The organism is Mediterraneibacter sp. 210702-DFI.5.30 (assembly GCF_020560115.1).
GTDB classification, from domain to species: domain Bacteria; phylum Bacillota; class Clostridia; order Lachnospirales; family Lachnospiraceae; genus Mediterraneibacter; species Mediterraneibacter faecis.
Window position 1 is genome coordinate 57,237 of the sequence record NZ_JAJCME010000009.1, and the last position, 12,809, is coordinate 70,045.

Sequence of the window (12,809 nt, forward strand, 5' to 3'; positions counted from 1 at the left end):
AGAGTCCTTCCGCTCATTTCTATCATTCTATTCACTTTCTCCTGCATTTATATCAGAAAAAAGAAGATTCAAGGACGCTGCTATCGTATGACTGATCTGATGGACCATTTCATCCACATCCTTTGGTGTCACAAACATTCCATTTAAATGTGGGGAGATCAATTCTTTTACAAACTCATATTTTTCCGCCGCACTATAAGAGCGTAAAATCTCTCCTGTACTCCTTAATGCCTGCGACTGTTCCAGTGCAGTGATGAAATTTTCCATCGTATCATTGACGATCGTTGCCGCATCAACAACCGTAGGCACTCCGATTCCAATCACAGGAACCCCCAGGGATTCTTCCGTCATTGCATTCCTGTAATTTCCAACACCGGAACCCGGATGAATTCCTGTATCGGCAATCTGGATCGTCCGGTTCAATCGTCTGCTGTTTCGCGCAGCAAGTGCATCCACTGCAAGGATCAGATCCGGCTTCGTCTCATGGACAATTCCACGGACAATCTCCGCCGTTTCCATCCCCGTCTGTCCCATCACGCCGGGAACAATTGCACTAAGAACAATCAATTGCTCCGTACGCATCGCATATTTTCCGTATTCTTTTACTATATGCCGGTTTACCTCCAGATGATCTGCAACATAAGGACCAAGCGCATCCGGTGTCACCGCTCTGTTACCGAGCCCGACAAAAAGAATCTTTAATTCTTTTCCATCTTCACAGGAAATTTTATGAAAAATCAATTCCCGGATGCAATCACAGATCCGTTCCTGTAATACCCTGCTATTTTCTTCCACCTCCAATGCCAGATCCGGAGATTCCAGTGTCAGATAAATGCCTGTCGGTTTTCCCATGATCTTCGCTCCATTCTCCGTCTCGATCACCACACGGGTCAGCCGGATCTCATTCTCCTCGTCATACTCTTCCTCCAGAACAACTCCCTGCACTTCTACATTGTCAGATGCAAACCGTTCCTTCTCCTCAAGTGCAAGATCCGTACGCACACTGTAATTTTTCATCATAGCCTCCCTTTTCTCCGTGTCAATCAGCGGAGTGATTGACACGGGAGTGAACAGTAACCATAATTTGTCTTATTACAGCCTATTTTTAGCATTTTTTTGTAAAATATGTATTGACAGAACACGTTTGTTGGACTAGAATAAATGAGTATGTTTCGATAGAACGTCCGTGTCCGAGTCTATTGAACACATGAATCACATTTGAAAATCATATGATAGAATATTTTGGAGGTGCACACATTGGCTAATATTAAATCTGCAAAGAAAAGAATTTTAGTAACAGAGACAAAAGCTGCTAGAAACAAAGCAATCAAATCTAAGGTTAAAACAGCTGTAAAGAAAGTAGAGACAGCTGTAGCTGAGAAGAATGTAGAGGCTGCTAAAGCTGCTCTTCACACAGCAATCGTTGAGATTTCCAAAGCTGGAAGCAAGGGTGTTTATCACAAGAAAACAGTTTCCAGAAAGATTGCTCGTCTTTCCAAAGCTGTTGACTCTATCGCTTAATTATAAATAGAGAATAGAATTTTCAGGCGCATTTGCTACCGTCATGGCAGATGTGCCTTTTGTTATACGTTCAGAGCCAGGCAGTTCTAAAGATACAGATACGAGCCATGCTCGCATGAGCGAGATTCTGTATTCTTAGAACTATGTGGCGGATACGCCACATCGATAAAATGCGTAGCATTTTGGAGATGCCTGGCTGCTGCACGACGCCTCAGTCAAAAAGACCGGCACTTCCAAGTCTTAACCTGAAAGTACCGGTCTTCTATTATCTTATTCTATAATCTCAGACAACTGATTAGTTGTTGATCAGTTTGTCCTCATCACTCCAGCTGTAAAGCTTTCTGATCTCAGCTCCAACCTTCTCTGACTGGTGCTCAGCAGCAAGTTTTCTCATAGCCTTGAAGTGAACCTGTCCACCTGCATCAGACATATCAAGCAGGAAGTCTTTTGCAAATGTACCATCCTGGATATCAGAAAGAATTTTCTTCATAGCTTTCTTTGTCTCAGCTGTAACGATCTTAGGTCCTGTGATATAATCACCGTACTCAGCTGTGTTAGAGATAGAATATCTCATTCCAGCGAATCCTGACTGGTAAATCAGGTCAACGATCAGCTTCATCTCATGGATACACTCAAAGTATGCATTTCTCGGATCATATCCAGCCTCACAAAGAGTCTCGAATCCAGCCTGCATAAGTGCGCAAACACCACCACAAAGTACAGCCTGCTCTCCGAAGAGGTCTGTCTCTGTCTCTGTTCTGAATGTTGTCTCAAGAACTCCGGCTCTTGCTCCACCGATTCCAAGACCATAAGCAAGTGCTCTGTCAAGAGCCTTTCCTGTGTAATCCTGCTCTACAGCTACCAGACAAGGTGTTCCTTTTCCAGCCTGATACTCGCTTCTTACTGTATGTCCTGGTGCCTTAGGTGCGATCATTGTAACATCAACATTCTTCGGCGGTACGATTGTTCCGAAATGGATATTGAATCCGTGAGCGAACATAAGCATGTTACCCTCTTCAAGGTTTGGCTCGATGTCTTCTTTGTAAAGTTTAGCCTGTTTCTCATCGTTGATCAGAATCATGATGATGTCAGCCTGCTTTGCAGCTTCAGCTGCTGTATATACTTTGAATCCCTGCTCTTCTGCTTTCTTCCAAGAACGGCTTCCCTCGTACAGACCGATGATAACATCACATCCTGACTCTCTTAAGTTCAATGCATGTGCATGTCCCTGGCTTCCGTATCCAATGATAGCGATCTTCTGTCCTTCGAGAAGAGAAAGGTTACAATCTTCCTGATAATAAATTTTTGCTGCCATTTTGCATTCCTCCTAAATGAATTTAAAATATAGAGTAGAATGCTCCCGATCTCTGCGGGGGTATCCTATATAGTGAAAGGTCTTGTCCTTTACTAGCTTTATCTGTTCCGCCGGTTTTTCCGCGGTTCTCTGACTCTTAATGAATCAGAAAAATGCAACATCCTTGCTGCCTCTGGAAAGTCCGGTAATTCCGGTTCTTGCCAGTTCGAGTATCTCGTAATCCTTCAGAAGATTCAAGAAAGCTTCCAACTTATTCTGTGTACCTGTCAATTCAATGATCAGACAATCTTCTTCCACATCTACGATCTTTGCTCTGAAAATATCTGCAACTGAGATGATCTCCCCACGCTGTGCGGCATTCGCACGAAGCTTCACCATGATCAACTCTCTGCAAACGGATTCTTCTGCTTTCAAAGCCTTGATATCCACAACGTCCTCCAACTTACGAAGTTGCTTCTCAATCTGTGATAGGATCTGCTCATCACCGGATGAAACAATTGTAATCCTTGTAAATCTAGGATCTGCTGTCATACCTGCCGTAATACTGTCAATGCTGTATCCACGACGGCTGAAGAGTCCTGAAATTCTGCTCAAAACACCTGAATTGTTATCTACGAGCAGTGAAAATACCTGACTTCTCATATGTATCCTCTCTTTCTCACTTCAGGAAGCGAAAATATTATGACTGACTAAGATGACTGGTTCGCTCCTTCCATGATTTGTATAAAACAGAGTGCGTTCTGTTTTTTACTTACTTAATATTAACAACTAGAACCGGCTTTGTCAACCCTCTTTTTGAGATTTTTCATCACAAACCAAATTCCTCTGCCAGTTCATTCAAATACATCCAGCGCTCTTCCTTCTCTTCGAGCTGCTCTCTTACTTTCTCCTGCTCTTCCATCAGCTCACGCAGTTTCACTGAATTCGTTGCATTTGCGGCAATCTGACGATCAAGAGAGGCTATCTTTTCTTCCAGCTTTGCGATCTCCTCATCGATCGTCTCATACTCTCGCTGCTCCTTGAACGAAAACTTCACCTTCTGACGCTGTCCATCCTTCCAGTTCTTTCCCGTCTTCTTCTCCTGCGTCTCTTCTTCCGTGGACTTTTCTGCCGGCTTAAGTTCAGACTTTCCTGTGATAGCTTTGCTTTCCTCTCCGAATCTGCGTTTCTTCGCCTCTACATAATCCGTGTATCCTCCCTCAAACTGTCGGATCCCGCCGTTTCCATCCAGTTCAAAGATACGGTCAACTACATTGTCCAGAAAATATCTGTCATGTGATACGGTGATCACGATTCCTGTAAATGAATTCAGATAGTCCTCAAGGATCGTAAGTGTTGGGATATCCAGATTATTTCCGGCCTCGTCAAACAACAGGACATTCGCATTCTCCGCAAGAACACCAAGAAGATAAAGCCTTCTCTTCTCCCCTCCGGAAAGCTTACCGATCGGTGCATACTGCATATCCGGTGTAAATAAGAACCTCTCCAACAATTGACTCGCACTGATCTGTCCGTCCTTTGTCGTCACATACTCCGCAATATCCTTCACATAATCGATCACACGCTGGGAATCATCCATATGCTGTTCTTCCTGTGCAAAATATCCGATCTTGATCGTCTCACCGATCTCAATCTCTCCTGCATCCGGCTTGAGTACACCTGCGATCATCTTAAGAATTGTTGATTTCCCACAGCCGTTCGGTCCGATAATTCCAAGCCGCTGATTGCGAAGCACAATATAACTGAAATCATCCAGAATCTTCTTCTCCCCAAAACGCTTGCTGACATGATGAAGTTCGATCGTCTTCTTGCCCATTCTTGTCTCTACAGAATCAAGCTCCACCGTCTGATCCGTCACAGGTGCTTTTCCTGCTTTCAACGCTTCCAGACGTTCCAGTCTTGCCTTCTGCTTTGTCGTTCTCGCACGACAACCACGCTTCGCCCATTCCAGTTCCATCCGAAGGATACTCTGACGCTTTCTCTGACTTGCAAGCTCCATCTCTTCCCTCTGCGCCTTCAATTCAAGGAATCCGGAATAATCCGCATCATATCCATACATCTTTCCATGGCTTAGCTCTAGGATACGGTTCGTCACACGATCAAGGAAATAGCGGTCATGTGTTACCATAAGAACAGTTCCACGGTAAGATCTCAGATAATCTTCCAGCCAGGAAATCATCTCCTGATCCAGATGATTCGTCGGCTCATCCAGAAGAAGTACGTCAAAATCTCCTGCCAGGATCTTCGCAAGAACCACACGTCTCTTCTGTCCCCCGGATAAAGTGTCGATCTTCTGATCCCACTGCGTGATTCCAAGCTCCGTCAGATTACTTTCCACCTGCCAGCTCTCCGCATCTGCATCCTGAAGTGCATAGGAACGGATATCCATTCCCTCCGGAAATGTCGGATTCTGCGGAACAAAAGCAATCTTCAGACCATTCTGACGAACAACCTGCCCCTCATCCGGCACTTCCTCTCCCGCAACCACCTTCAAAAGAGTTGACTTTCCGGTTCCGTTAATTCCAACGATCCCGATCTTATCCCCCTGCTGAACACCAAACGATGCATCATCAAAAATCACTTTCTCCCCATATATTTTAGAAATATGTTCTATATTAATTAAGTTCATTCTTTTCCCTGCTTTCTGTTTTTTCATGCATTTTTATCAATCACATCGCCATTCCAGTATAACAGATATTTCAGACACTGAAAATCTTAAAAATTTTTAAATTCATATTTGAAAGGGTTGAGAAAACACAGAAAACATTATAACATAGTGTGATATATGCAGTAGCATGGTTTTAAATGGAAAGTGAGGTAAATGATATGAGCCCGAAGAATGATTTCTCAGACATTTTCGATGACGATTTTGAAGTTACATATGAAGAAGATCCGGAAATCAATTTTCATACTTCTGAAGATACAAAACAAATAAACAGACCTGATTCTAACACGGAGACAATCGTTATGAACGCAGACGATTACCGAGATAACTTTAACGATTCCGATGACAGCCAGTTCGAAGAAGTACTTCCTGAATATGACGATGATTATGACGATGATGATGCAGATTATGAGGATGATTATTATGAGGACGATTATAACACTTCCAACAGAAGATCAAATCGCAACAATCCTTATAATGATTCATATAATAATCCATATAATGATCGCGACTACGACAGACGTTCCTCCGGCAGGAAACGTTCCGGTGGCGGAGTAAAACTTGCCGCACCGATCAAAAAAGGCGGAAAGGCATTATCCAGGCTCACAAGCACATTGCTTCAGCAGCTTTCTATTGTGTTAATTCTGGCCACAACAGCATTTGTACTCTACAACTTTTACCGTGCAAGCACACCGTACGGAGATATCCAGGAGGCAATCCAGACGCAGAAGATTTCCCAGACTCTGGCCGCTTACTTATGTGTAGCTGCCCTCTTCCTGTTCTTCGAATTCATCTCCCTTCTCTGGTCAATGACACGCGTCCGCGTACGTGACGGAGTCTCCAGCTGGAGAGAAGATACCGGAAGAGGCCTGTGGTCTTTTATCCTTGTATTCGCGGTTTCCTATGCTGCGTTCCTCTTCAGTCCGTTGCTCCCTGATTCACCGGAAGTGATCTACGGAGTGAAAGGAGCTCTTGATGTATACGGTTCCCTCCACAATGTATTGTTTGGACTGTGTGCAGCCGGAGTCATCTCCTGCCTGATCAGAAAATACAAAAGTTCCAATTAGAATACAATATTCTCTTTACAAAAAGTGCACCCGACAATGAAATCAATTACGAAATCATTGCCGGATGCACTTTTAAAATTTATGGGCCAGTCTCAAAAAATACGATGCATTAATCCAAAATGATCAGTGCCATAAACACAAGATCTGTATCCCCTGTATTCGTCAGTCCGTGTCCCATTCCATCCGGTGTAAATGTCATATCTCCTGCCTTTACCGGGCGGATACGTCCATTGTCATCATAATTTCCTTCCCCGCGAAGGATATAATATGTCTCACTCTCGTTGTGATGCTCATGATATCCAAGAGAACATCCCGGTTCCAGTGTGACTTCTGCATACATCTTGCACTTTCCGTTCAGTTCCTTATCTTCCAGAATGTGCTTGATGATAACGTGTCCCTTTCCACCAGCCATGTTTTCTTTTCTCTCAACTCTTAATTCACTCATCTTCAATTCCTCCTAAAACATTTTTATTGTAAAGCTTATTTGCTACAATACGTCTTTTATCTGACATTTATTTCATATAGATCAATTCATACTCTCTTGTTCCAAGACCGATCTTCTCTGCATGTGCCAGACAAGTCTTGTACTCTGAATTCGGTGTTGTATTCTCAAAATGATCATGATGATCGCAGAAACTCTCTTCTTCCATACGATCTGCAAGCTGGCTGTGCGGCAACGGTGTTGCGCTAAGACAGACATCTGCACACGCCTGATCCAGTGCCAGCGGATCAAAAGAGGCAAACATACCGATATTCGGAAGGATCGGTGCATCATTCTCCGGATGACAGTCACAGTTCGGTGATACGTCAACGATCAGTGAAATATGGAAGTTCGGTCTTCCATCCACAACCGCCTTTGTATACTCTGCCATCTTGCAGTTCAATACCTTGGTTGCCGCACTGTCCATAAATGAAATGGCATCAAAGTTACATGCTCCGATACATCTTCCACAACCAACACAATGTTCAAGATCAATCGACATCTTTCTTGCATCAGCATCATAAATCAGGCCATCATTCGCACACTCTTTCAGACAGCTCTTACATCCTCTGCAGGCTTCCTGATCGATCGTCGGCTTACCAACAGAATGCTGATCCTTCTTACCGGCTCTGGAACCACATCCCATTCCGATATTCTTGATCGTACCACCGAAACCTGTCGTCTCATGCCCTTTAAAATGCGTCAGACTGATAAATACATCCGCATCCATCACGGCACGTCCGATCTTCGCTTTCTCTATGTACTCTCCTCCCTGTACCGGAACTTCAATATCATCCGTTCCCTTCAGGCCGTCTCCGATAATCACCGGACATCCGACACTCAACGGTGTAAATCCATTCTCCCATGCACAGTAAAGATGCTCCAGTGCGTTCTTTCTACTGCCCGGATATAGTGTATTACAATCTGTAAGAAATGGCTTTCCTCCAAGCTCCTTCACGACATCAACAACCGCCTTGGCATAATTCGGACGGAGATAACTGATATTCCCCATCTCTCCAAAATGCATCTTAATCGCCACAAATTTATTTTCCATATCAATCTCACTGATTCCTGCTTTCTTCATCAGACGTTTCAGCTTCGTTGGAAGACCTTCGCCAAGCTTCGCCCGGAAATCAGTATAATATACCTTTGCTTTTTCCATGATGTAAACCTCCTGTTGTAAATTCTGACAGCTTAACCCTGCATTCTTATCATACACTATAAATCTGACTCTTCCAATCATTTTTAGAAAAATAATAAAGTGGACATCCCCTTAACGATACGGTATACTCAAATTATCAATTCCGAACTCAATAAATGCAGTACCATTCACCGGAAGGACGAAAAGAACCTGGCGAGACCTACCCGGATAAAGTTCATTTCTTCGATCAGGATATGAAGGAAATGGATGAAAGGAAACAGGAGTCGGTTTGCGTTACCCGTGTTGTACGCAGCGACTCCTGTTTTTTATTTATCTTATTATTTTTTCTTTACCAGGCAACGCTTTTTATAGAATGCAATGCATGGTAGAAGTCTTCTCCGTAATCATGGTAACTTATAGTTCTCCTTTTTACTCATGCAGTTCCAACGGCAGCCCGTCCGGGTCATGGAAGAAAGTCATCTTCTTTCCTGTATAATCGTCAACCCGAATCGGCTCACATTCAATGCCGACTTCTGCCAACTCATTCACCGTCTGCTCCACGCTATCAACGCAGAACGCAAGATGACGCAGACCACAGGCCTCCGGCCGGTTTACACGCTTCGGAGGATTTTCCTCAGCGAAAATCTCCAGCTCTGTTTGCTCATCGACACGCAGATCCAGCTTCCAGTCCTTGCGCTCCGGGCGATAGTTTTCTCTGATGACAGAAAAACCCAGCTTGTTCACATAAAAATCCTTAGCGGCTTCGTAGTCAGATACAATGATTGCAATATGATGTATTTTTGATAAATTCATTTTTCTCACGCTCCTTGTCACATGCCGTTCATCCGCATCTTCTCTCAATGCCAATGCCAGCGAAAGTTCGTCCACAATATTTCGTAATAATTTAAGTGCCTGACACCAATGTTATGTATTCCTGTCTTCGTATCATGGAATGCAATGTAAGTAGATAATCAATCTGTTCAAATTTCTTTCTAAGATCATATCTAATTTTCACTCATCCCGCAGCAATATGCATTCACTTTTACTTCGTACTCTTTTGTTACTTATTTTCTTCGTTTATACGGATATCTAGGGATGAAAATATAATGAGGTCAGACCACAATGTGGTCAGCCTTGGAGTCATGTTTCTTAATAAATAGTAACTATTAAACGACCTCATCTTCTAGCATTTCTTTTAATCCTTCCAATAAACGTTGTGCTGTCACCTTTCCCATAACAATTGTTGCCACTTCATCCATTATTACACCATCATTATCATCAGTAAAATCAGGACTACGTTGTAACAATTTAATTATCAACTCATCTTTTTCAGAATCCATAGCACATGAAAATCCGTTTACATATTGTAACATCTTATTTACCTCTCTTTACATTTCTTGCAACTCAAAATTATTTATTATCTTTATTGTATTATTATCTAGATGATTTCTTTTAGAATTAAATTGAAGAATATTACTTTTACTAAATTTTTTATCATCATCCCTAGCAAATATATATTCCTTCTTCTCTATATAGCATTCCTTTGATTTCTTAACTGGAGGTTTCAAATTAATATATAATTCTAACTCTAATTTCTCTGCAATTTCTGAAAGTGCCTTAATTGAGAAATTATAATCTCCACCTTCCCATCTTGATACCATTCCCTGACTAACTCCAAGATATCCTGCAAATTCTTTCTGCGACATTTTCAATTCCATTCTACGCTTAACAATAGATGCTGAAATCTTACCCAAATATCTCGATGCATTAATATCAGCAATTGAAATATTATCCTCAAACATAGCTAATAAATCCTCTAATGAAGTGCTATTTTCCTTATTTTTTTTCTCCATACTATAAAGTTCTCCTTTTCTAGACTTCCTCAAATCTACTGTCCAAAACCTTCTTATATTGAGTATAATCTGTTTTTTTCTTTCCTGCACGTTCATAGAATGCTACTAAAAATTTAGGTGTATCTTTTTCGTCAAATGCCATCAATAATCTAAAGTTAAAATTTTTTCCCGATAAATGCAATGAATAATAATCTCTATCTTGATTCTTTATTATTTCATTACTATCTGCTTTACATACATTTGTTCCCAATTCCTTTAAAAAATTTAATTGTTTTACTAATAATGTAAAAATTTCTTTTTCATTACCCGTAGCATTTTTAAGCAGTACTTGAAACTCATACATAAACTTGGGATGAAAAACATATCCCCTTTCCGAACATTCTTCCAAATTTTTAACCAGTTCCGCTAATACCTGTTTCTTATTCATATAAATATTCTGATTTGTTAATTATATTACTTATATGTAATATAATCAAGTCATTCCTTCCTAATTATTTATCTAGATTTTTATGTGAATTTCACATGACTAAAATCTTATGCTTCCCATCCACTTTAAACAACAAGACTAACTATCAATTGTTACCTGGTTTCCACATATAGATAGTCCGCCGCTTTCACATCTTATTTTAGCATTTCTTCGTTTATACGTATTATATAGGTAAATTTTTTATGAAAGTTCTTTGAGTGCTTCCAAATATCCAATCAATCTTTTCTGTGCATTTGTATCTAATTTTTGATATGTTTCTACTAGCATTCCAATTTCTGTCTCTTTACTAATCACATAAGTATTATTATCCCTGCTTCTGTTTCCTGCATGCTCTGCTCCTGATAACAGCTCATATGGTGTCACATCCAATACTTCACAAATGATCAAAATCTTATCACTTACCGGATTTGTTCTTTTTTTCTTCCAGTCACTTATTGAACTCTCTGCAATTCCTGTTCTTTGGGCAAATTCTTTCTGACTCATTCCCTTTTCTTTTAATAATTCAAAAATCTTATCACTGATTGTTTTCATTCCTTCTTTTCCGCCTCTTTTTTCTTACCAGTACCTACATATATAGCAGATACTGGACACTTAATTGCCTTTCTTATTTTCATAAGTCTATCACTTTATATGTGATTTGTAAATACGAATTTATTTGTTTGTGATAATTTAATAGGGTCAGACCACCAGCATTCCAATGCTACCGCTATGCAATGTTTAACTATAAGTTTTTTCGTTGAGGAGGACTTATAGAATTTGTATATAATAGGCGACAGTAAATACATGACTATAATAAATGAGACAAACCATGTTCCGTCATTTCCTGAAACCCAAAGATACAATGTTGTCCACTTTATCAAGCACTTTTTTATAGATATTTTTAGGAAGAATAAATATCCAGGGATAGTTATTAAAAGAAATGGAATATATACTCTAATAACCCTCTTCTTATAATATTGACTAAGTTTCGGATTTTTCTCTAACGAGTAAAACAACCCGAAACCAGACAATAAACAAAACACATCCACACCAGAAGATCCCCATAAAAGCAGTACTGTTTCAATTTTTTAAGTGGAGATGGAAAAGCTAAAACACCTTGAACAATAAAATGCATTACAAAGACGCCTATTGCAGCCAATCCCATCAATAAATTTCTGTATGTACTTAGCATTTGTATTTTCAACTTAAAATCATCGCGACACATTATTTTCTCCTCACTAGAATCGAATTCAGCTTATATTTTCAACTTCTTTATTACTTCTGATGACATCTTATTTAACGGCCAGGATACTAACATAGACATAATCAGAAGTTCTCCTAGCAACACTACGGGGAAACGCAATTTAATCCATATTTGTGTGATTTGAGGGAACGCATTACGATATATAAAAGGATGTATCAGCCAAACATACGTTGAATACTTTCCTAGTAAAAGAAAAATTCTTGAAAATTTGTCATTCATTTTTAGGCAATTAAATCCTACAAAAACAGGAAAAGTATAAAACACAATCAAAATTCCCTTATCCAAAACAACAAGAACCAAAGCCAACATCAGCAGTATTCCAAGAATCATTAAATTACTGTGTTTAATTCTATCTAATCTTCTCTTCACAGCGCTAATAATATTCTTCTGTGCAATATACATTCCGCCCATATAGCAGAGTAAACGAGCTCCTAGAAGATAATATATTCTTTCCCATATCCACACTAAAAGCCAATGTGAAGAAATGTATTGCGGAATAATTTTATTTGCGGCTTCAACTATAAAGAATTGAGCTATCAGTAGAACCAGCACTACTCGGCCATTTCTTTTCTCCACTGCACCAAATATCTTCCGAGAAAGTAAAACGTAAATCAAATAAACAAACGCATACCACCATATTCCAGTATAAGACCAGCTTAGTAAAAAAACATTAGCTAAGCAATTCCATAGGCTTCCAGGTATTGCATCAGAACTAAATACTATCCCAATTATGGATACAAGTAAAACAACAAGCCAATAGCAGATTAAAAACTTCAGGCATCGTTTTATCCTCTTTTTAAACGTTAGCCCATTCTTCTGTCCCTGTCGAAAATGTGCATAACCACTACAAAGACAATATGTCGGCGCACAAATTGCACAAAGCCAACCCAGGTAATATATCAACGGGGTTTCCTCATTTAACCAAATCAAGGGCGTTCCTATCACTCCCCCCCCGCAGACAAAATAGATGAAGCATGAGCATGCTAACTACGGCATAGCCTTTACTCATCTGTATGCCTTTATTTGACAATTCCTT

At 40.4% G+C, this 12,809-nt stretch carries 15 protein-coding genes; 2 read left to right on the plus strand and 13 right to left on the minus strand.

Going from position 1 to position 12,809, the window contains the following annotated elements; all coding sequences use genetic code 11:
* Positions 1-27: 27 nt before the first annotated feature.
* On the minus strand, positions 28-1,020 hold the full coding sequence (gene gpr / locus LI126_RS10505) for a GPR endopeptidase (RefSeq protein ID WP_055145685.1): 993 nt from the start codon (positions 1,018-1,020) through the stop codon (positions 28-30).
* Between the two features lie 237 nt (positions 1,021-1,257).
* On the opposite strand from gpr, the gene rpsT reads away from it, so the two are divergent.
* Positions 1,258-1,521, plus strand: a complete 264-nt coding sequence (gene rpsT / locus LI126_RS10510) for a 30S ribosomal protein S20 (protein WP_020436247.1) — start codon at positions 1,258-1,260, stop codon at positions 1,519-1,521.
* 295 nt (positions 1,522-1,816) lie between these two features.
* Here the strand turns inward: rpsT and ilvC are convergent, their stop codons facing one another.
* The 3 genes from ilvC to LI126_RS10525 form a co-directional block, all read right to left on the minus strand.
* Entirely contained in the window at positions 1,817-2,836 is a 1,020-nt protein-coding gene (gene ilvC, locus LI126_RS10515) for a ketol-acid reductoisomerase (protein ID WP_015529076.1), read from the minus strand.
* 144 nt (positions 2,837-2,980) lie between these two features.
* On the minus strand, positions 2,981-3,478 hold the full coding sequence (gene ilvN, locus LI126_RS10520; RefSeq protein WP_015529074.1) for an acetolactate synthase small subunit: 498 nt from the start codon (positions 3,476-3,478) through the stop codon (positions 2,981-2,983).
* Positions 3,479-3,644: 166 nt separating this feature from the next.
* A complete protein-coding gene (locus LI126_RS10525; protein WP_227165332.1) occupies positions 3,645-5,465 on the minus strand; it encodes an ABC-F family ATP-binding cassette domain-containing protein in 1,821 nt (606 codons plus the stop codon).
* A gap of 197 nt (positions 5,466-5,662) precedes the next feature.
* Between LI126_RS10525 and LI126_RS10530 the strand changes: the two genes are divergently transcribed.
* Positions 5,663-6,568 (plus strand): hypothetical protein, encoded by a 906-nt coding sequence (locus tag LI126_RS10530; RefSeq protein ID WP_227165333.1) that lies wholly within the window; start codon positions 5,663-5,665, stop codon positions 6,566-6,568.
* A 109-nt stretch (positions 6,569-6,677) separates the two neighbouring features.
* Here LI126_RS10530 and LI126_RS10535 read toward each other — a convergent pair whose 3' ends face one another.
* The 9 genes from LI126_RS10535 to LI126_RS10575 all read right to left on the minus strand — a co-directional run bounded on the left by LI126_RS10535 (position 6,678) and on the right by LI126_RS10575 (position 12,718).
* Complete coding sequence (locus LI126_RS10535) at positions 6,678-7,013, minus strand: cupin domain-containing protein (protein ID WP_055145691.1); 336 nt, start codon at positions 7,011-7,013, stop codon at positions 6,678-6,680.
* A gap of 67 nt (positions 7,014-7,080) precedes the next feature.
* Positions 7,081-8,211: a DUF362 domain-containing protein gene (locus LI126_RS10540; RefSeq protein WP_227165334.1), complete on the minus strand. Its 1,131-nt coding sequence runs from the start codon at positions 8,209-8,211 to the stop codon at positions 7,081-7,083.
* Positions 8,212-8,619: 408 nt separating this feature from the next.
* Entirely contained in the window at positions 8,620-9,003 is a 384-nt protein-coding gene (gloA2, locus tag LI126_RS10545) for an SMU1112c/YaeR family gloxylase I-like metalloprotein (RefSeq protein WP_227165335.1), read from the minus strand.
* Positions 9,004-9,356: 353 nt separating this feature from the next.
* A complete protein-coding gene (locus tag LI126_RS10550; RefSeq protein WP_055157644.1) occupies positions 9,357-9,563 on the minus strand; it encodes a hypothetical protein in 207 nt (68 codons plus the stop codon).
* A 15-nt stretch (positions 9,564-9,578) separates the two neighbouring features.
* Positions 9,579-10,043: a helix-turn-helix domain-containing protein gene (locus tag LI126_RS10555; protein ID WP_227165336.1), complete on the minus strand. Its 465-nt coding sequence runs from the start codon at positions 10,041-10,043 to the stop codon at positions 9,579-9,581.
* A 19-nt stretch (positions 10,044-10,062) separates the two neighbouring features.
* Complete coding sequence (locus LI126_RS10560) at positions 10,063-10,470, minus strand: hypothetical protein (RefSeq protein ID WP_055157648.1); 408 nt, start codon at positions 10,468-10,470, stop codon at positions 10,063-10,065.
* Positions 10,471-10,710: 240 nt separating this feature from the next.
* A complete protein-coding gene (locus tag LI126_RS10565) occupies positions 10,711-11,061 on the minus strand; it encodes a helix-turn-helix domain-containing protein (protein WP_117909415.1) in 351 nt (116 codons plus the stop codon).
* Between the two features lie 95 nt (positions 11,062-11,156).
* Positions 11,157-11,594 (minus strand): acyltransferase family protein, encoded by a 438-nt coding sequence (locus LI126_RS16315; protein WP_442919973.1) that lies wholly within the window; start codon positions 11,592-11,594, stop codon positions 11,157-11,159.
* Between the two features lie 170 nt (positions 11,595-11,764).
* Positions 11,765-12,718, minus strand: a complete 954-nt coding sequence (locus LI126_RS10575) for an acyltransferase family protein (RefSeq protein ID WP_227165337.1) — start codon at positions 12,716-12,718, stop codon at positions 11,765-11,767.
* Positions 12,719-12,809 lie beyond the last annotated feature (91 nt).